This is a genomic window from Rathayibacter sp. AY1D2, assembly GCF_002932695.1.
Taxonomy (GTDB): domain Bacteria; phylum Actinomycetota; class Actinomycetes; order Actinomycetales; family Microbacteriaceae; genus Rathayibacter.
Genome location: NZ_PSVX01000032.1, coordinates 1 through 19528, shown reverse-complemented (window position 1 = coordinate 19528; position 19528 = coordinate 1). Strand labels below are relative to the sequence as shown.

The window sequence follows — 19528 nt, the reverse complement described above, 5'->3', positions numbered from 1 at the left end:
GGGGCTCAGTCGGCGAGGACGCCGATCGCCGACCGCACGAGCGGCTCGGGGTCGCCCGGCTCGACGAAGGAGGCGCTGGACGCCTCGATCCAGTACTCGCCGACGAAGGCGTCCGCGACGCCCCGCCCCTCGGCCACCTGGTAGTAGCCCTCGATCTCCGGCGGCTTGCCGTAGGTGGGGACGGCCTTGCTGGTGGTGAAGAACTCGTTCTTGAGCGCCTCGATCACCGCGGGGTCGAGGTGGGCCACGGCCAGCTGCAGCTCCGCGCCCGAATCGTCGGACCATCCGCAGACCAGGCCGTCGTACTGGGCGATCTCCTCGGAGACGGCGGTGGTCCCGATGCCGTCGTCCGGGGAGAATCCGCCCCACAGGCCCGCGAGCGCCGAGGCCGGGACCAGCTGCTCGCAGGCGAGGGGGATCGGCGTGCCGCTGACGGCGCCGCTCGCGCTCGGCTCCGGGTCGGCCGCGGGGGAGCAGCCGGAGAGGGCCGCCGCGGCGAGGGCGACGAGGAGGAGGGCGGCGGGACGGCGCATGCGTCGCACCCTAGCAACGCCGCCCTGCCGAGCGGCCCCGCGGTGCAGGAGGGACGGGGGGCGCGGGCGCGGCGGCCGGTAGAATCGCTCCCCGTGACTCCCGAACAGCTCGCCGCCTCCCTGCACGCCCTCGTCCTCGACGCCGTGCAGCGACGGGGGAGCGATGCGGGCGTCGAGCTCTCGGACGTCGTGCTGGAGCGCCCGAAGAACCGCGACCACGGCGACTGGGCCTCGAACATCGCGATGAAGCTCGCGAAGCGGGTCGGCGCGAACCCGCGCGAGCTCGCCGCCGAGCTGGCCGAGGGGCTGGGCGCGGTCGAGGGCGTCGCCACGGTCGAGGTCGCCGGTCCCGGCTTCCTCAACGTCCGGCTCGAGGCCGCGGCCGCGGGTGCCCTGGCCGGCGCGATCGTCGAGGCGGGCGAGGCCTACGGCACCGGGTCCGCCTACGCCGGCGTCCGGATGAACCTCGAGTTCGTCTCCGCCAACCCCACCGGCCCCATCCACATCGGCGGGACGCGCTGGGCGGCGGTCGGCGACAGCCTGGCCCGGATGCTCCTCTCGCAGGGCGCCGAGGTGACCCGCGAGTACTACTTCAACGACCACGGCGCGCAGATCGACCGCTTCACGCGGAGCCTCCTCGCCGCCCACCGCGGCGAGCCGACCCCGGAGGACGGCTACGGCGGCGCCTACATCGGCGACATCGCCGAGCGCGTCGCGGCCGCCTACCCGGGCGACCTCGCCGTCCTGCCCGAGGAGGAGCTCGCCGAGACCTTCCGCTCGATCGGCGTCGAGCTGATGTTCGGCGAGATCAAGCAGAGCCTGCACGAGTTCGGCGTCGACTTCGACGTGTACTTCCACGAGAACTCCCTGCACGAGTCGCGTGCCGTCGACCGCGCGATCGAGCGCCTCCGCGAGCTCGGGCACATCTTCGAGGCGGACGGCGCCACCTGGCTGCGGACCACCTCGTTCGGCGACGACCGCGACCGCGTCATCATCAAGAGCGACGGGGAGGCGGCCTACATCGCGGGCGACCTCGCCTACTACCTCGACAAGCGCGAGCGCGGCTTCGATCGGGCGATCATCATGCTCGGCGCCGACCACCACGGCTACATCGGCCGGATGATGGCGATGTGCGCGGCGTTCGGCGACACCCCGGGCGTGAACCTCGAGATCCTGATCGGCCAGCTGGTCAACCTGCTCCGCGACGGGGAGGCGGTCCGGATGTCCAAGCGGGCGGGGACCGTCGTCACGATGGAGGACCTCACGGAGGCCGTCGGCGTGGACGCCGCGCGCTACTCGCTGGTGCGCTCCTCGGCCGACTCGACCCTCGACATCGACCTCGACCTGCTGACCAAGCGGAGCAACGACAACCCCGTCTACTACGTGCAGTACGCCCACGCGCGCACCCGCCAGGTCGCGGCGAAGGCCGCGGCGTCGGGCGTCCCCGTCGAGCCGTTCGCGCCCGAGACGCTGGTGCATCCGACCGAGTCGGCGCTGCTCGGCGGCCTGCAGGAGTTCCCGCGCATCGTGGCGCACGCCGCGGAGCTGCGCGAGCCGCACCGCGTCGCGCGGTACCTCGAGGAGGTCGCCGGCCTCTACCACCGCTGGTACGACAACTGCCGGGTCGTGCCGCAGGGCGAGGACCCGGTCGAGGCCGTGCACTCGACCCGGCTGCGCCTGAACGAGGCGACCGGGCAGGTGCTCCGCAACGGGCTCTCCCTGCTGGGCGTCACGGCCCCGGACCGGATGTGAGCGCGTCGGGGGCGGCGCCGCGGCGCCGGCGCGGGGGACGCGCGGCCGTGGTGGTCGTCGTGGTGCTGGTGCTGCTCGTGGTCGCGGCAGTGGTGGGCGACTCGCTCGCCCGCCGCGCCGTCGCGGACCGCGCCGCCGCGAGCCTCCGCGAGGCGCTCGCACTGCCCGCGGACCGGGCGGTGGACGTCGACGTCGCCGGCTGGGCCGTTCTCCCGCAGCTCGTCTCGGGGCGGCTGGACCGGCTCGACCTGCGCAGCTCGGACGTGACGTTCGGCGAGCTCGACGGCGACGTCGCCGCGACCCTGATCGGGGTGCCGGTGAGCGGCGTCGGAGCTGTCGAGTCGGGCAGCACGACGGTCGCGATCGACGCGGCCTCGGTCTCGCGGCTCGTCACCGAGCGCAGCACCGTTCCTGTCGACGAGGTGACGCTGGACGCTCCGCTCGTGCGCGTGACCGCTTCCGTCGAGGTGCTGGGCCTCCGGCTCGGCGCGGGCGTGGGGATGGAGCTCGCCGCCGTGGACGGCGCCATCCGGCTGACCCCGGCCGAGGTCTCCGCCGCCGGTGCGACCTTCTCGGCGACCGACTTCCGCGACCGCTTCGGCGCCGTCTCCGGCGACCTGCTCGCTCCGTCGTCCGTGTGCATCGCGGACTCGGTACCGCGCGGACTGACGCTGACCGGGGTCGAGGTCGCCGACGAGTCGCTGAACGCGAGCTTCGCGCTCTCTCCGACGTTCCTCAGCGACCCCGCGGAGCAGGAACCGGGCACCTGCGCCTGAGCCCGCGCGGCGCCGCCGCCCCGGACCGGTAGGATCGGAGCCCTGTGCCGGCGTCTTCCGCGGGCCGAACACTGACATCGCTGGCTTCAGGGGTCAATCCGGACCCGCTCGCCCCGCAGTGACGCTCCCACTCTCTCCTGTGAGGTCTCACCCGTGGACACCGTCGACGCCCGCGCCCGCGCCCCCCGGCATCCGCTCGCGCCTGAGTGGCTGCACACGCCCGCCGACCCGAACGCCCTGGCCGACGGCGTGTGGCCGGACAGCGCCGAGCGCGGCGAGGACGGCGGGATCCGGATCGCCGGAGTGCCCGTCGCCGAGCTGGTGCGCGAGCACGGCACTCCTCTCTACGTGGTGGACGAGGCCGACGCCCGCCGCCGAGCCGTGGAGATGCGCGAGGTCTTCGCTCGCGAGCTCGGCCGCATCGGCACCGGCGTCACGGTCTACTACGCGGGCAAGGCGTTCCTCTCGACCGAGGTCGCCCGCTGGATGCGCGACGAGGGCCTGAACCTCGACCTCTCCAGCGGCGGCGAAATGGCGGTGGCGCTCGCCGCCGGGATCGAGCCCGAGCGCTTCGGCCTCCACGGCAACAACAAGTCGCTCCGCGAGATCGACCGGGCCGTCGAGGTGGGCGCGGGCACGATCGTGCTCGACAGCCTCGTCGAGATCGAGCGCGTCGCAGCCGCGGCCGAGCGGCACGGCCGCGTGCAGGCGGTGCGCCTCCGGGTCAACAGCGGAGTGCACGCGCACACCCACGAGTTCCTCGCCACGGCGCATGAGGACCAGAAGTTCGGCCTCGCACTCGCCGACTGCCCGGCCGCGGTCGCCCGCATCCGCTCCTTCTCCTCCCTGCGGTTCCTCGGGCTGCACTGCCACATCGGATCCCAGATCTTCGGCTCCGCCGGGTTCGCGGAGTCGGCGTCGCGCCTGCTCGACGTCCACGCGGCTCTGCTCGCGGACGGCCCCGTGCCGGAGCTCAACCTCGGCGGCGGCTTCGGCATCGCCTACACCAGCGCCGATGACCCGACGCCGATCGCCGAGATCGCGGCCGCCGTCGCCGACGCGGTGGCCGAGCAGTGCGCCGCCCGCGGCGTCCCGGTGCCGCACATCGCGATCGAGCCCGGCCGCTCGCTGATCGGGCCCGCCGGCGTCACCCTCTACGAGGTGGGCACCGTGAAGGACGTGACGGTCGGCTCCGAGAGCTCGACCGCGGTCCGCCGCTACGTCAGCGTCGACGGCGGCATGAGCGACAACGCCCGTCCGGCGCTCTACGGCGCCGACTACACGGCGCGGATCGCCGACCGCTCCTCCTCGGCCGAGCCCGCCCTCGTGCGGGTGGCCGGGAAGCACTGCGAGTCGGGCGACATCGTCGTCCACGACGACTTCCTGCCCGCGGACGTGCGGCCGGGCGACCTGCTCGCCGTCGCCGCGACCGGCGCCTACTGCTGGTCGCTCGCCAGCAACTACAACTACCTCGGGCGCCCCCCGGTGGTCGCCGTCCGCGACGGGCGCTCGCGCGTCCTCGTGCGCGGCGAGACCGAGGAGGACCTCCTCCGCCGCGACGCCGGCATCGAACGAAAGGCCACCTCCCGATGATCGAGTACCGCAGCCTCCGCGTCGCCCTGCTGGGTGCCGGGTCCGTCGGTGCCCAGGTGGCGCGCCTCCTGCTCGACCACGGCGACGAGCTCGCCCAGCGCGTGGGGGCGCCGCTGGAGCTCGTGGGCGTGGCCGTCAGGGACGTGGACGCGCCCCGCACCGCCGACATCCCGAAGCACCTCCTGACCACCGACGCCGAGTCGCTGATCCTGGGCGCCGACATCGTGGTCGAGCTGATCGGCGGGCTCGAGCCCGCCCGCAGCCACATCCTCACGGCGATCTCGTCGGGCGCGGACGTGATCACGGCCAACAAGGCGCTGCTCGCCGCCCACGGCAACGAGCTCTTCGAGGCCGCCGACCAGGTGGGCGCCCAGCTCAACTACGAGGCGGCCGTCGCCGGCGCGATCCCGATCATACGGCCGCTGCGCGACAGCCTCGCCGGCGACCGGGTCCACCGCATCCTCGGCATCGTCAACGGCACGACCAACTACATCCTCGACCGGATGGACACCGAGCACGCGAGCCTCGAGGACGCGCTCGCCCGCGCGACCGAGCTCGGCTACGCCGAGTCCGACCCGACCGCCGACATCGAGGGCTACGACGCGGCGCAGAAGGCGGCGATCCTCGCCCGCCTCGCGTTCCACACCGACGTCCCGGTCGCCCTGGTGCACCGCGAGGGCATCACCGGCATCACGAAGGCGCAGGTCGACCAGGCCCGCGACTCCGGCTACGTGATCAAGCTGCTCGCGATCTGCGAGCGGCTGACCGACGCCAAGACCGGCGTGGAGGGCGTGTCCGCGCGGGTCTACCCCGCGCTCGTGCACCGCTCCCACCCGCTCGCGGCCGTGCACGGGGCCAACAACGCGGTCTTCGTCGAGGCGGAGGCGGCCGGCGACCTGATGTTCTACGGCGCCGGCGCCGGCGGGATCGAGACGGCCTCCGCCGTCCTCGGCGACGTCGTCTCGGCCGCCCGCCGCCACGTCGTCGGCGGCCCCGGCCTGGTGACCAGCGCGAGCTCCGGGCTCGCGGTCCTCCCGATCGGCCACGTCACGACCCGGTACCAGGTCACCCTCGAGGTGCTCGACCGCCCCGGCGTGCTCGCGCAGATCGCGGGCGTCTTCGCCGATCACGGCGTCTCGGTCGAGACCCTGGTGCAGACCCCGCCCGGCGCCGACCCGCTGGAGGAGCAGGGCGGTGCGGAGGGGCGCGAGCCGACCGCTACCCTGGTCATCGGCACGCACGCCGCGGCGGAATCCGATCTGGCGGCCACCGTCACCGCCCTCCATTCGCATGGTTTCGTCGGCGCCGTGACGTCCGTTCTACGAGTTGAAGGAGCCTGAGATGGCCAAGCAGTGGCGCGGAGTCCTGCACGAGTACGCGGACCGCCTCGATGTCACCGAGGCGACCCCGGTCATCACTCTCGGCGAGGGCGGCACGCCGCTCATCCCCGCGGCGGCCCTCTCGGCACGCACGGGCGCGAAGGTGTGGGTCAAGTACGAGGGCATGAACCCGACCGGCTCCTTCAAGGACCGCGGCATGACCATGGCGATCTCGAAGGCCGTCGAGCACGGCGCGAAGGCCGTCATCTGCGCTTCGACCGGCAACACCTCCGCGTCGGCCGCCGCCTACGCGACGCACGCCGGCATCACCGCGGCCGTCCTGGTGCCGGAGGGCAAGATCGCCCTGGGCAAGCTCAGCCAGGCAATCGCGCACAACGCGCAGCTGCTGCAGGTGCAGGGCAACTTCGACGACTGCCTCGACATCGCCCGCGACCTCGCGAAGAACTACCCGGTCCACCTGGTCAACTCGGTGAACCCGGACCGCATCGCCGGCCAGAAGACCGCGGCCTTCGAGGTCGTCGAGGTGCTGGGCGATGCTCCGGACTTCCACATCGTCCCGGTCGGCAACGCGGGCAACTACACCGCCTACTTCCGCGGCTACTCGGAGGAGCTGGAGCGCGGCGAGTCGACCCGCCTCCCGCGCATGTTCGGCTTCCAGGCCGAGGGCTCCGCTCCGATCGTGCACGGCGCCCCGGTCCGCCACCCCGAGACGATCGCCAGCGCGATCCGGATCGGCAACCCGGCCTCGTGGGAGCTCGCCCTCAACGCGCGCACCGTCAGCGACGGCTACTTCGGCGCGATCAGCGACGAGAAGATCCTCGAGGCGTACCGCATCCTCGCGGGCGAGGTCGGCGTCTTCGTCGAGCCGGCGTCGGCGATCAGCGTCGCGGGGCTCCTCGAGCGCGCCGAGGCCGGAGCGATCCCGAAGGACGCGACCGTCGTCCTGACGGTCACCGGCCACGGGCTCAAGGACCCGCAGTGGGCGCTCCGCACGGCCGACGGCGCGGACATCACGCCGACCGTCGTCCCGGTCGACACCGCCGCGATCGCCGACGTGCTGGGGCTGGCCGGCGCATGACCTCGGCGGTTCCCGTCGGCCGCACCGTCCACGTCAAGGTCCCCGCCACCTCGGCGAACCTGGGCCCCGGCTTCGACACGCTCGGCCTGGCGCTCTCGTTCTACGACGAGCTCGACGTGACGGCCGTCGCGGCCACGGGTGCGCGGGTCACCGTGCACGGAGTCGGCGAGGGCGAGGTGGCGACCGACGAGACGAACCTCGTCGTGCAGGCCATCGCGTACACGTTCGCCGACCAGCGGCAGGAGATGCCCGGCATCGAGGTGATCGCGCGCAACATCATCCCGCACGGCCGCGGGATGGGCTCGTCCGGCGCCGCGATCGTCTCCGGCATCATGGCCGCGAAGGGCCTGCTCGAGGGCGTCGTCGAGCTCGACTCGGACGACCTCCTCCGCATCGCCACCGAGATGGAGGGGCACCCCGACAACGTGGCGCCCGCACTGTTCGGCGGCCTCACCATCGCCTGGGTCGAGCCGCACGCCTCCGGCGCCGACGACTCGCCGCTGCGACCGCGCTCCAAGAAGCTCATGGTCCACCGCGGCGTGTCCCCGGTCGTCTTCGTGCCCGAGCACACCATGTCGACGCGGCTGGCACGCTCGCTGCAGCCGCAGAGCGTGCCGCACGAGGACGCGGTGTTCAACGTCTCGCGCTCCTCGCTCCTGATCGCCGCCCTCATCCAGAGCCCGGAGCTGCTGTTCGCGGCGACCGAGGACAAGCTGCACCAGAACTACCGCGCGGCCGCCATGCCCGAGACCTCAGCGCTGATCGCGCTGCTGCGCTCGCACGGCTACGCGGCGGTCGTCTCGGGTGCCGGACCGAGCGTCCTGGTGCTCTGCAGCGACCCCGCGCAGCGCCTCGCCGCCGCGGATCTGGTGGAGCGGGAGGCCCCCACGCCGTGGCGCGCGCACATGCTGGCCGTCGACTTCAAGGGTGCTACAGTGGGGACCGCATCCCGAGGAACCGCGTAACGAGCGGAATCTGTCCGACGGATCGTCCCGACAACCACGGCCATCACATCGTGTGAAGGGCGCCCCTGCTCCTCTTGCAGACCGGCGCCTGGTCTCCGGGCCCTCTCCTCGCTCTCTGCGGCAGTCGGTCCCGGCGGCCGAGAGCATCGCGTGGATCAGAACACGCGATGGCACCGCACGGTCGATGAGCTCTCCCGGTGAGCACTCGTTCCCGGGGGGAAGGAACCCTCTCCAGTGACAGACGTCAACACCCACGGCTCGGCCGTGGACCTCACCGCCGACCTCTCCGGTCTGCGCGTCGCCGAGCTCCAGGCTCTCGCGACGCGGCTCGGCCTCGGCGGCGCCTCCAAGCTCCGCAAGGGCGAGCTGGTCCAGGCCATCTCGGACCTGCGCGCCGCCTCCGCCGAGGATGCGCCCGCCGCGATCGCCGACGCGGTCGCTCCGGACGACGCAGCGGTCGCCCCGGACGTCGACGCCACCGGCGTCGAGGCCGAGCCGGCCGATGTGGCCGAGCAGTCCGCTCCTCAGCCCGATGCGCCGGCGGAGCTGCCGACGCCCGTCGAGAGCACCGAGGCCGACACGGCCGACGTCCTCGAGCAGGCCGCGCCCACCGTCGACGAGCCCTCCGCGACGGCCGCCGAGTCGGCCCCCGTCGAGCTCGAGCTCCCCGCGGCGGCCGAGCCGGTCGCCGAGCCCGCCGAGCGCGCGCCCCGCCGACGCAGCTCGCGCCGCGCCTCCAGCGGCACCGTCGCCGCCGGCGAGCACCTCAACATCCCCGGCGGGACCGGCGTCGAGTCGCTGATTCCCGACCTCCCCGTCATCGAGCAGGACCGCGACGCCGACCAGGCCGCGAAGCCCGTCATCGACATCGAGCTGCCCAACGGGCCGGAGTCGGACGACTCCTCCCGCGAGGGCGGCCAGCGCGAGCGCCGCGGACGCCGCCGCAGCCGCGGGGGCGCCTCCGAGCAGGCCGAGCAGGCGCCCGCCGAGAACGACGCCGACTCCTCCGACTCCGGCGACCAGCAGGAGCAGCAGGGCGGCGACCAGCAGCAGAACGGCGACCAGCAGGGCACCGGCCGCGGTCGCAACCGCCGCAACCGGAACCGCAACCGCGGGGACGACCGCCAGAACGACGCTCAGCAGAGCCCCGCCGCGCAGTCCCAGCCGCAGAACGGTCAGGGCGCGCGCGCCGCGCAGTCCGAGGGCCAGCAGGCTCCTCAGCAGAACGGCTCCGGACAGCCCCAGAACGGCCAGCAGGCCGAGGGCGAGGACGGCCGCCGCAGCCGCTACCGCGACCGCAAGCGCCGCGGCGGAGCGATCGGCGACGACTTCGAGCCCGAGATCGGCGAGGACGACGTCCTCATCCCGGTCGCCGGCATCCTCGACGTCCTCGACAACTACGCCTTCGTGCGCACCACCGGGTACCTGCCCGGCGTCAGCGACGTCTACGTCTCCCTCGGCCAGGTCAAGAAGTACAACCTGCGCAAGGGCGACGCGGTCGTCGGCGCCATCCGCCAGCCCCGCGAGGGCGAGGGCGGCGGCCGCCAGAAGTACAACGCGATCGTCCGCGTCGACTCGATCAACGGCCAGACCGTCGAGGAGGCCGCTGCGCGCGTCGAGTTCCAGAAGCTCACGCCGCTCTACCCGACCGAGCGCCTGCGCCTCGAGACCGAGCCCGGCAAGCTGACCCAGCGGATCATCGACCTGGTCGCCCCGATCGGCAAGGGACAGCGCGGCCTGATCGTCGCGCCGCCCAAGGCAGGCAAGACCATCGTCCTGCAGCAGATCGCCAATGCGATCGTGCAGAACAACCCGGAGGTCCACCTGATGGTCGTCCTGGTCGACGAGCGTCCGGAGGAGGTCACCGACATGCAGCGCACCGTGCGCGGCGAGGTCGTCGCCTCCACCTTCGACCGCCCGGCCGAGGACCACACGACCGTCGCCGAGCTCGCGATCGAGCGCGCGAAGCGCCTGGTCGAGCTGGGCCACGACGTGGTCGTGCTGCTCGACTCCATCACCCGTCTCGGCCGCGCCTACAACGTGACCGCTCCTCCCTCGGGCCGCGTGCTCTCGGGCGGCGTGGACGCCTCGGCGCTGTACCCGCCGAAGAAGTTCTTCGGAGCGGCGCGCAACATCGAGAACGGCGGCTCGCTCACCATCCTCGCGACGGCGCTCATCGAGACCGGCTCGAAGATGGACGAGGTGATCTTCGAGGAGTTCAAGGGCACCGGCAACATGGAGCTCCGCCTCTCCCGTCACCTCGCCGACAAGCGGATCTTCCCCGCTGTCGACGTGAACGCCTCCGGCACGCGCCGCGAGGAGATGCTGCTCAGCGCCGACGAGGTCAAGATCACCTGGAAGCTGCGCCGCGCCCTCGCCGGGCTCGACCAGCAGCAGGCGTTGGAGATCATCCTGTCGCGCCTGAAGGAGACCTCGTCCAACGTCGAGTTCCTCATGCAGGTCTCGAAGTCGGCCGTCGGCCCGGCCACCGCCGGCCACGGCAACGGCCACCACTAGCGCCCCGACGTCCGCGGTCGCCCCTGTCACCGGGGGCGGCCGCGGACGTTTTCGCGTCCCCGGGCGATGAGCCCGACCCCGACCACCTCCGGAAGCCAGGACCCCATGTTCGAATCCGTCAGCGTCCTCCTCGCCGAGCACGAGGACCTGCAGACGCAGCTCTCCGACCCGGCCCTCCACGCCGATGCCGCCCGCGCGAAGAAGGTCAACCGGCGCTACGCGGAGCTGAGCCAGATCAAGGCGGCCCACTCCGCCTGGATCCAGGCCGGCGAGGACCTCGAGGCCGCGCGCGAGCTCGCCCGCGAGGACGAGGCCTTCGCGGAGGAGGTCCCCGAGCTGGAGGAGTCGCTGCGGGTGGCGCAGGAGAAGCTGCGGCGCCTGCTCATCCCGCGCGACCCCGACGACGGCCGCGACGTCATCATGGAGATCAAGGGCGGCGAGGGCGGAGCCGAGAGCGCGCTGTTCGCGGCCGACCTCCTCCGGATGTACCTGCACTACGCCGAGGCGAAGGGCTGGAAGACGGAGATCCTCGACCGCGACGAGTCCGACCTCGGCGGCTACAAGAACGTGCAGGTCGCGATCAAGAGCAACGCCACCGATCCCTCGCAGGGCGTGTGGGCGCACCTCAAGTACGAGGGCGGCGTGCACCGGGTGCAGCGCGTCCCCGTGACCGAGTCGCAGGGGCGGATCCACACCTCGACCACGGGCGTGCTCGTGTTCCCCGAGGTGGACGCGCCCGAGGAGGTCGCGATCAACCAGAACGACCTGAAGATCGACGTCTACCGCTCCTCCGGTCCCGGCGGGCAGTCCGTCAACACGACCGACTCCGCCGTGCGGATCACCCACCTCCCGACCGGCATCGTCGTGTCGATGCAGAACGAGAAGAGCCAGCTGCAGAACCGCGAAGCGGGCATGCGCGTGCTGCGCGCCCGCATCCTGGCCCGCCAGCAGGAGGAGATCGCCGCGGCGGCCTCGGACGCGCGCAAGACGCAGATCCGCACGATGGACCGCTCCGAGCGCATCCGGACCTACAACTTCCCCGAGAACCGCATCGCCGACCACCGCACCGGCTACAAGGCGTACAACCTCGACGGCGTGATGAACGGCGCGCTCGACCCGGTGGTGGAGAGCGCCATCCAGGCCGACGAGGAGGCCCGCCTGGCCGACATCGGCTCCGAGGAGGCGTGACCCTCGTGACCACCGGTGTCGACGCGCGCACCCTCCTCGCGGACGCGGTCGCCCGCCTCGCCGCCGCCCGCGTCCCCACGCCGGACGTCGATGCGGAGCTGCTTCTCGGGCACCTGCTCGGGCTCGGCCGCGGCCGGCTGCAGGCGCGCCTCATCACGGGGTTGAGCGTCGACGAGGAGCACGCCGCGGCGTTCGCGAGCGCGATCGAGCGCCGGTCGGCTCGCGAGCCCCTGCAGCACATCACCGGGATCGCACCGTTCCGCTCGCTCGAGCTCGCGGTCGGACCCGGCGTGTTCGTCCCGCGACCCGAGACCGAGGGCGTCGCGCAGATCGCGATCGACGCGCTCCGAGCGGTCGTCGATCCGGAGCCGATCGCCGTCGACCTCGGCACGGGCAGCGGAGCCCTGGCGCTCGCGCTTGCGCACGAGGTGCCGCACGCGCGCGTGATCGGCGTGGAGAACGCTCCCGAGGCGTTCATCTGGGCCCGCGGCAACCGCGAGCGGCTCGGGCTCGAGAACGCCCGCATCGTCTTCGACGACCTCGCCCGGGCACTTCCCGAGCTGGACGGCACCGTCTCCGTCGTCGTCTCCAACCCGCCCTACATCCCGGCCGCCGCCGTCCCGCGCGACCCGGAGGTGCGCCTGTTCGACCCGCCCTCGGCGCTCTACGGCGGCGAGGACGGCCTGGACGTCGTCCGCTCGCTCTCGGCGACCGCCCTCCGCCTGCTCCGCTCCGGGGGAGTGCTGGTGATGGAGCACGGCGAGCTGCAGGGCGCCGAGATCCGCGCCCTGCTCACCGCCGACGGCTGGCGCGGAGCGACCACGCAGCGCGACCTCACCGGCCGCGACCGCGCGACGGTGGCGGTGCGCTGACGCGTCGCGGAGCTCCGGCCTGGCCGCCCGAGCCGTCCGATCTCAGTCGTCGAAGGTGATGTCGAGGTAGGGGGTGGTGGTGGATTCGCGGGTCTCGATTCGGACGACGCTGCCTGCTGTTCCCGGGGGGAGGTGGGCTTGGTCGATGCCGAGGGAGAGGGTGGGGGTGGAGGCTGCGGCTTTGGCGGCGAGGGCGTCGGTGAGGTCGGTGGTGCGGGTGGTCTTGGTGGTGTCGACGAGGGTGCTGCCGAGGATGGGGCCGAGGGCGGGGCGGTTGGTGAAGGTGAGTCCCTTCTCGGTCCAGGTGGTGGGGGTGTCGTGGAAGTCGAGGAGGACGGGGGATCCGTTGTCGGTGATGGCGGCGGTGGTGGTGAGGGTGGCGCCGGTGACGGTGCGGCCCTGGAGGGCGCTGAGGTCGAAGCGGAGGTAGCCGACGCGGGTGTAGCTCTGGTCGGTGGTGGTGGAGGCGCTGGTCTTGACGAGCATTCCGGTGATGGCGCCGTAGTTGGTGCCCGCTGATGCTCCGCCCTGGACGTAGGAGTCGGCGGTCGGGTAGAGACGGACCTTCGTCCTGTCGACCACCGTCACCGGAACGCTCGCCGAGCGGATGACGCCGCCCGATTCGACGAGCACGCCGATCATGGCGGTCCCCGCGGTGCGCCCGGTGACCGAACCCGACCGGTCGACCGAGGCGACGGCGGGATCGGAGGAGCCCCAGGTGAGCCTCACCGAGGACGCGGGGAGCGTCCGCCCGTCCGGCCCGGTACCCGTCGCCGAGGCCGCGGCCGTTGCGCCGGCCTGCACCTCGGACGCGGAGATCGCGGCCGTCGCGAACGAGAGGCTCTTGTCCGGCACGTGCACGTGCGCGTCCTCGGTGAAACTGTAGATCCTGACCTCCCGCAGCGCCGTCCAGACGTCCTTCGTGCCGTCCCCGTGACCGACCAGGCGGACGAACCGGGAATCGGAGGGCATCGCCGCAGCGACGGAGGCCCATCCGCCGGTCCCGAGGTAGGACCCGGAGGTACGAGCGGTCCACGTCCGGCCGTCGGGGGAGCTGAGGAGATCGAACTTCGACAGTCGACTGGAGTTGGCGACCCAGGAGAGATCGAGGCGCTCGACCGCCGTGGCGCGCGCGAGCTGCCACGTGATCGAGTTGTCGCCCCACGTGGACCAGTACGTTCCCTCGGTCCCGTCGAAAGTCACCTCCGGTGACCCCGCCGTCGTCCGGGAGGCGACCGCGCTCTCGATCCGGATCGGCCCCGGTGTGAGGAGGACGCGGTAGGTGGTCGGAGTCCTGCCGGGCTCTGTGATGGTGGTCGAGGCCCAGCCGGGAACGGCGGCGGGCGAGGTCGAGGTGACGACCGATCCGGCCGCGGCCTGCGCGGCGACCACGGGCACCGGGCCGGTCGGGTCGACTGCTGCTGTGTAGGCGACGTCGTCGCCCGCGAAGGACGGGAGGGGGGTGCCGCCCACCGTCACGCCGGTGGCCCGGCTCGTCCCGACCGCATCCAGTGACCACGATGACAGGCCGACGACCGGGGCTGCCGCTGCCACGGGGGCGTCGCCGTGGAGCGGGGAGAACTGCACGGCGATCTGGACGCTGTCGGTCCCGGAGGCCGCGATGGTCAGCTTTCTGTCGGCGAGGTTCGAGCTCTGACCGGCCGGTCGCGGTGAGGTGGCCAGGGGAGCGGCGTCCATGACGGAGAACCGGAAGGAGTCGTCGGTGACGATGCGGGCCAGCATCCGTTGGCCGTCGCGGTAGAGGGTGGCGCTGCGGCCGTCGTCCGAGACGTCGATCAGGGCCTCGGTGTTCATGGACCAGAGCGCCTCGACGGGGCCGTACCGCTCGACCTCGTCCTGAACGAGGAACTGGTCGCGTCCGTCGAAGAGCTTCACGCCCCGCTGCCAGGTGGTGCCGCCCGGGAGAAGGGCGGACAGGTCGCTGACCGCCAGCGACGAGGAGGCGTTGGCGTCCGAGCGGACCATCGTCGACCGCCCGGTCGCGTAGGCGGTCGAGCTTCTGAAGGGGTCGACGAGGAGGGTGCTGTGCGCCTCCTGCCTGTTCCGGTAGTAGGTCCACCGGGACTCGCCCTCGAAGTAGCCGGCGAGGCTGTAGTCGTCCCGTCCGAGGTCGGAGGACCACCTCTCGCCCAGAGCGTCGAGGATGAAGGAGCCGGAGTCCTGGTGCTGGTGCCCGCTCGTGGGGCTGCTGGCCGAGCGGAAGCCGACGGAGGTGCCGTCCGCGTCCCAGGACGATCTCATCGTGCTCACGCCGGCGGCTGCGGAGAAGGAGTCCCTCGACGCCCCGGGGCCGGCCGCGGCGGTCGTGGCGGCTTGGTACCAGATGAGCCGCTGCGCATCGCTGCCGGTCTGCTTGCCGCCGACGGAGAGGAAGTCGGCGTTGTCGAACTTCTTCGCCAGGTACAGCTGCGACGGCGGGTTGAGCTGCGTCGAGTCGCTGTCGCCGAAGTCGTACATCTCCTTCGACGCCCCGAGCATCTGCACGGGGAAGTAGCCCGTCGTGCTGACGCCGGGCGAGGCTGCCAGGCCCCAGTCCGTCCCGGTTGCGACATCGAGTGTGCTCAACGCAGAGGCGAGATACCGCGTCGCGTACTCCCAGTACGTCGGCCCCTCGGCGTACCCGCCGTCGGGCCCGAACTGCGCGAGGCCCCGGCGGAGACTGGGGGTCGCGTAGCCGAGGATCCGATCGGAGAGGCCCGCATTGTCCTGCGCCGTCGCGACTGCACCGGCGATCATCCCTCCGTTCGCCACGATGTTCCAGTTGTTGGTGACGACGGCCCAATTGCCGCCGTGCGCATAGGGGCCGGAGGTGTTCGCCGGCGCGGAGTAGACGGGCACGGACGGCTGGAGGCCGAGCCGTTGGATGGCGGAGCTCAGTGTGCTCCGCTGGGAGGGTGTCCAGCGGGCGTAGAGCCAGTCGTAGCCGATGGCCATCCCCTGCGTCATCTCGGCGGTGTCGAGGAAGTGATCCGGATTCCAATCGGCGAACTTCGATGCCGCGTCGAGATCGAGCCAGAGCCGGTCCGCGTAGGCGGGGGACCCGGTCACCAAATAGCTGATGCCCAGAGTCCGGGCGCGCTGGACGAGGGTCTGCGACGTCTCCAGGATGCGGATGCCGTCCGGAGAGCTCCGCTTCAGAACCGGTTCAGTGAGCATCCGGTCGGCCTCCGCGCGGACGCGGTTCCATACGGCGGTGACGGCGGGATCGGACGACACCGACGCTCGCAGATCGACGACCGACTGCTGGTCGAGCTCGAGCCTCGGGTGCGCCGTCGTGACGTCGGCGGCCGTGGGGCCCGTGCCCGCTGCGGCTGCGCTGCCGGCCGGTGACACCGCGCCGAGAACGGCCAGCAGAGCGATGACCGAGGACACCGCGAACGCCTTGCCGAAGCGGAGGAACCGCCGGCGCGAGGAGGAGGACCGGTCCGGCCGTCGGTGAGAGCGGTCGTGCAGGGGAGTCGCTTCAGGGGCGTCGAGCATGATGGCGCGTCCTCCCGGGATTGCCGATGCGGTGCGCTTGCGACGGTATCCACGGTGAGGAGCGATCGGGCCGGACTGACGAAGCCTCGAGGCCGGTGACCCTCGAAAGGGTAGGAGGAGACGCGGGTCGTCCGCTCCGGGTACGGGCTCAGCGCTTCCGAGCGCGGAGCAGGAAGACGATCTGGACGATGAGGACGGTGAGCTCGGTGACGACCTCGGCGGCCAGACCTCCGGGCGCGCCGAAGGTCCGGGACAGCAGCCAGATGAGCACCGGCCCCGTCGCCGCTCCGACGAGCGCGCTGTTGCGCAGCGCCTTCAGGCGACGGAGAGCGACCAGGCCGAGACCGCCGGTAGCCCGCGACACGCAGGTGATGGCGATGACCCCTCCGCAGAGAGCGGTGATGGGGAGCGGGAGGGTGATCTCCCCGCTGAACAGGATCTGAGCCGCGAAGCCCCCGAAGAAGGCGAAGCCGGTTCCGGCGACGAGCCCGAGGACGGCGTTGGCGCCGACGGCGCGCGCGATGCGGCGGAAGCGGTCGGCATCGGATCCGGGCGCCCCGACCCATGCCTGCAGCGCGTTGGGAAAGGCGGCGAGCAGCGCCAGCACCAGGCGCTGGAGCCGCTCCGCGGCGGAGAAGACGACGAGAGCTCCCGGCGAGGCCGCTCCGACGATCGCCACCGGCAGGGCGATGTAGGCCGCGCTGGCCAGTCGTCCCTGGAGGGCGACGTTCTGCGCGCGGACAGCACGGAGGATCCGGCGCGGGCCCAGAGAGCGCAGGAACCCGAGTCGGCTCCCTGCAGCGGACCAGCCGAGGACCGGAGGCACGATCGTACCGACGGCGAGTAGCAGCGGGTAGACCGCCAGCGGCGCTCCCGCGGCACTGATCAGGAGCACGGTGAGCCCGTTGGCGGCCAGTCTGGGCAGAGCGTCGAAAAGCAGGATGTTCCGCGGCTGGCCTGCGCCGATGAAGAACCACGCCGGCGACAGCGTGCTCAGTGCGATTGCGACGGCGATCCACGCGGCCGCGACCGGATCCGCCGGCGCGAGCAGGCCGGTGACGATCACTACGGGGACGACCAGCGGCAGGAAGACGAGGACTTTCGTCGCCGTGGCCAGAGCATAGGTCTGCGATCGAGCCCGCCGCCCCATCCGGGCGATCCGCTGGGGGCCGTTCAGGCCCCAGCCGAGTTCGACGACGACCGCTGCGGCGGACCCGATGGACTGGGCGACGGCGACGGACGCCCACGCCGTCGCTCCGAAGGAGCTGGTGATGGAGGGGATGACGATCAGCGGGCTCAGGGCGCTGATCAGAGGGATCAGGACGAAACCGAGGAGGCGAAGGATCGGCTTCGAGCGCCGCGGACCGTTCGGAGCGGCTCCCCGCATCTACTTCTCCACGAGACCGTGGAGACCCACGATCATCGCGGCGACGTGGGGTCGGCGGCGGGACAGCTCCGCGACCGAGGCGGCGACTCCGCGCGGATCGCGGGCGCTGAGGGCGCCCCGCAGCATCTGCGTGGCGACGAAGTCTCCGTAGGCGCGGGAGTCCAGGGCGTCGCCGTGGCGGGCGAGCCAGGCGGCACTCGCGCGCCAGTCCGCCGTCTTCGAGATCGAGGCGGCGGAACCCTGCTGGACGTGCACGAGAGCGAGGGGGACGTAGGTCATCCGCGCGTCGGCCGCAGCCCACCGCGCGACGAGGTCCCAGTCCTGGTGCTTCTTCATCGAGGGGTCCCACGGGTGCTCGTCCAGGAGGCGCCTGCTCGCGAGCAGGGAGCTCGTCTGGATGTACCCCGTGCCGTGCTTGAGGCTCGGACGGGCGACGAGATAGGACGCGACGGACTGACCCGCCGCGAGCTCGCGCGTCGGCAGTCGGCGCACGCCGTCGCCCGACTCGTGGAAGTAGGTGGCGGTGTAGCAGAGATCGGCCGAGGACTCGGAGAGCGCCTTCACCTGGCGAGCGAGCTTCTCCGGCTCCCACCAGTCGTCGTCGTCGAGGAACGCGACGTGCGAGGTCTCGGCCGCTCGGGCTCCGGTGCTGCGGGCGTTCGCCCCGCCGGTTCTGCCCGCCGTCACCAGGAGGACCTCGTCCTCGAGAAGACTCCGTACGTGGTTCTCGCGGGAGGGGTCGTCGAGGACGACGACCGTCCGGCCTCCAGCGCCCGTCTGTCCGCGCACCGACTGCAGAGCGCGGGCGAGCGCAGGCCTGCCGAGGGTCGGGACGACGGTGGTCACGTCGCGGGTGGTGAGGCTCATCGGGTCCCCGCTCCGCGGAGCGTGTTGCGGAGGATCAGTCCGGCCAGCGCGAACGGCTCCACGAAGTACCGGGTGCAGAGGCGCCGCGGATCGTGCAGGAACCTCCACGCCCACTCCAGGCCGACCGAGCCGAGCCAGCGCGGACTCAGCTCGACAGCGCCTGCGATGTAGTCGACGGCCCCGCCCACGGTGGCGATGTACGCGTCGGGGAGGTCGTCCCAGTGCTCGTCCAGGAATCGCTCCTGCTTCGGCATCCCGAGGCCGACGATGAGGAGGGTCGGCGCGTGGCTGCGGATCGCGTCGACCACCGACTCCTCGTCCTCCCGTGCGAAGTACCCGGACATCCCGGCGACGTCGTCGACGGCACGCGCCCTGCTCCAGGCGCTGACGGCCGCGGCGTTGATCTCCTCGGTGCCGCCGAGGATGAAGACCCGGCGGCCGGGCGAGCGCGTGTCGGACCAGAGCGCGTGGATCCAATCGGTCGACCCGATGCGCTCCTCGGTCGTGACCCGGCGCTTCAGGGAGGCCAGGGCCAGGACGGGCCACCCGTCGATCACCGCGATGTCGCTGCGCTCGTAGAACCTGCGGAACCAGGCGTGCTTGAGGTGGAGGTAGCTGCTGTGCAGATTGTGGTTGAGGATCAGCGTCGGCCCGGAGGGCTCGCTCGACACGAGGTCGGCGACTCCCGCAGCGGTCATCGGAGTGACCTTCACGGAGAGAAGGGGGACCTGGACGGCTGCCGGTCGTTCATGCACGGTGGGTGCTCTTTCTGATCAGTGCCTTCTGGACAGCGGTGTCGAGAGTGTCGGCTGTTGCTTCGGGGGAGAGAAGAGTGGTGAACCTCGCCTGGAGCGCTGCTCCCAGCTGCTCCTTGTCGGCGGTTCTGATCGCTGCGAGGACGCCGACGGGATCCGACCAGTCGGTGACCGGCAGGAAGGCTCCGGCCGCGAACTCCTCGATCGGCGGGGTCGGCGTCGCCGCCACGGCAGTCCCGAACACGGCCGCGTCCACGAGCTTCGCGGGGAGCTGGTAGAGCGCTGCCGGGCTGCGGATGTCCATGGGGAGGACGAGCACGTCCACGTCCGCGTAGATCTCGGACAGCGGTGTCGTTGGAGGCCGCATGACCCACTGCGCCGCCACATCGGAGGGCGGCGTCCAT

Annotated in this window: 15 protein-coding genes; 9 read left to right on the top strand and 6 right to left on the bottom strand. The window is 72.2% G+C overall.

Features of this window, described 5'->3' with window-relative positions:
- Nucleotides 1-5 precede the first annotated feature (5 nt).
- On the bottom strand, nt 6-533 hold the full coding sequence (locus tag C5D04_RS09900; protein WP_104333000.1) for a hypothetical protein: 528 nt from the start codon (nt 531-533) through the stop codon (nt 6-8).
- Nucleotides 534-626: 93 nt separating this feature from the next.
- Between C5D04_RS09900 and argS the strand changes: the two genes are divergently transcribed.
- The 9 genes from argS (at nt 627) to prmC (ending at nt 12614) form a co-directional block, all read left to right on the top strand.
- Nucleotides 627-2285, top strand: a complete 1659-nt coding sequence (argS, locus tag C5D04_RS09895) for an arginine--tRNA ligase (protein WP_104222999.1) — start codon at nt 627-629, stop codon at nt 2283-2285.
- Nucleotides 2286-2332: 47 nt separating this feature from the next.
- On the top strand, nt 2333-3061 hold the full coding sequence (locus C5D04_RS09890; protein WP_104262485.1) for an LmeA family phospholipid-binding protein: 729 nt from the start codon (nt 2333-2335) through the stop codon (nt 3059-3061).
- Nucleotides 3062-3214: 153 nt separating this feature from the next.
- A complete protein-coding gene (gene lysA / locus C5D04_RS09885) occupies nt 3215-4654 on the top strand; it encodes a diaminopimelate decarboxylase (RefSeq protein WP_104291532.1) in 1440 nt (479 codons plus the stop codon).
- Nucleotides 4651-5994 carry a homoserine dehydrogenase gene (locus tag C5D04_RS09880; RefSeq protein WP_104232726.1) on the top strand — a complete coding sequence of 448 codons (1344 nt, stop codon included), beginning with the start codon at nt 4651-4653 and terminating at the stop codon, nt 5992-5994. The genes lysA and C5D04_RS09880 overlap by 4 nt, the downstream gene beginning before the upstream one ends.
- Nucleotide 5995: 1 nt before the next feature.
- The gene (thrC, locus tag C5D04_RS09875; RefSeq protein WP_104223003.1) at nt 5996-7072 is read left to right on the top strand and encodes a threonine synthase; all 1077 of its coding nucleotides are present in this window, start codon (nt 5996-5998) and stop codon (nt 7070-7072) included.
- On the top strand, nt 7069-8037 hold the full coding sequence (gene thrB, locus C5D04_RS09870) for a homoserine kinase (protein ID WP_104223004.1): 969 nt from the start codon (nt 7069-7071) through the stop codon (nt 8035-8037). Before thrC ends, thrB begins: the two co-directional genes overlap by 4 nt.
- Nucleotides 8038-8271: 234 nt before the next feature.
- Nucleotides 8272-10554 (top strand): transcription termination factor Rho, encoded by a 2283-nt coding sequence (gene rho, locus C5D04_RS09865; RefSeq protein ID WP_104266953.1) that lies wholly within the window; start codon nt 8272-8274, stop codon nt 10552-10554.
- A 105-nt stretch (nt 10555-10659) separates the two neighbouring features.
- On the top strand, nt 10660-11742 hold the full coding sequence (gene prfA / locus C5D04_RS09860) for a peptide chain release factor 1 (RefSeq protein ID WP_104232724.1): 1083 nt from the start codon (nt 10660-10662) through the stop codon (nt 11740-11742).
- The gene (gene prmC, locus C5D04_RS09855) at nt 11739-12614 is read left to right on the top strand and encodes a peptide chain release factor N(5)-glutamine methyltransferase (protein ID WP_104237567.1); all 876 of its coding nucleotides are present in this window, start codon (nt 11739-11741) and stop codon (nt 12612-12614) included. Before prfA ends, prmC begins: the two co-directional genes overlap by 4 nt.
- Nucleotides 12615-12656: 42 nt before the next feature.
- On the opposite strand, the gene C5D04_RS09850 is transcribed toward prmC, so the two are convergent.
- The 5 genes from C5D04_RS09850 to C5D04_RS18215 all read right to left on the bottom strand — a co-directional run.
- Entirely contained in the window at nt 12657-16115 is a 3459-nt protein-coding gene (locus tag C5D04_RS09850; protein WP_104232722.1) for a DNRLRE domain-containing protein, read from the bottom strand.
- 148 nt (nt 16116-16263) lie between these two features.
- Nucleotides 16264-17502 (bottom strand): hypothetical protein, encoded by a 1239-nt coding sequence (locus tag C5D04_RS09845; protein WP_104232721.1) that lies wholly within the window; start codon nt 17500-17502, stop codon nt 16264-16266.
- Nucleotides 17503-18369 carry a glycosyltransferase family 2 protein gene (locus tag C5D04_RS09840; RefSeq protein ID WP_104232720.1) on the bottom strand — a complete coding sequence of 289 codons (867 nt, stop codon included), beginning with the start codon at nt 18367-18369 and terminating at the stop codon, nt 17503-17505.
- Entirely contained in the window at nt 18366-19067 is a 702-nt protein-coding gene (locus C5D04_RS09835; RefSeq protein ID WP_146087854.1) for a WecB/TagA/CpsF family glycosyltransferase, read from the bottom strand. The genes C5D04_RS09840 and C5D04_RS09835 overlap by 4 nt, the downstream gene beginning before the upstream one ends.
- 49 nt (nt 19068-19116) lie before the next feature.
- The coding region (locus C5D04_RS18215; protein ID WP_181137694.1) for a hypothetical protein at nt 19117-19528 on the bottom strand (412 nt) is incomplete at its 5' end.

What these genes read in the sequence shown, in the direction of transcription:
- thrB (WP_104223004.1), top strand. Translation starts at nt 7,069, where the DNA reads ATGACCTCGGCGGTTCCCGTCGGCCGCACCGTCCACGTCAAGGTCCCC.
- thrC (WP_104223003.1), top strand. Translation starts at nt 5,996, where the DNA reads ATGGCCAAGCAGTGGCGCGGAGTCCTGCACGAGTACGCGGACCGCCTC.
- C5D04_RS09835 (WP_146087854.1), bottom strand. Translation starts at nt 19,067, where the DNA reads ATGACCGCTGCGGGAGTCGCCGACCTCGTGTCGAGCGAGCCCTCCGGG.
- C5D04_RS09880 (WP_104232726.1), top strand. Translation starts at nt 4,651, where the DNA reads ATGATCGAGTACCGCAGCCTCCGCGTCGCCCTGCTGGGTGCCGGGTCC.
- C5D04_RS09845 (WP_104232721.1), bottom strand. Translation starts at nt 17,502, where the DNA reads ATGCGGGGAGCCGCTCCGAACGGTCCGCGGCGCTCGAAGCCGATCCTT.
- C5D04_RS09900 (WP_104333000.1), bottom strand. Translation starts at nt 533, where the DNA reads ATGCGCCGTCCCGCCGCCCTCCTCCTCGTCGCCCTCGCCGCGGCGGCC.
- C5D04_RS09840 (WP_104232720.1), bottom strand. Translation starts at nt 18,369, where the DNA reads ATGAGCCTCACCACCCGCGACGTGACCACCGTCGTCCCGACCCTCGGC.
- prfA (WP_104232724.1), top strand. Translation starts at nt 10,660, where the DNA reads ATGTTCGAATCCGTCAGCGTCCTCCTCGCCGAGCACGAGGACCTGCAG.
- C5D04_RS09850 (WP_104232722.1), bottom strand. Translation starts at nt 16,115, where the DNA reads ATGCTCGACGCCCCTGAAGCGACTCCCCTGCACGACCGCTCTCACCGA.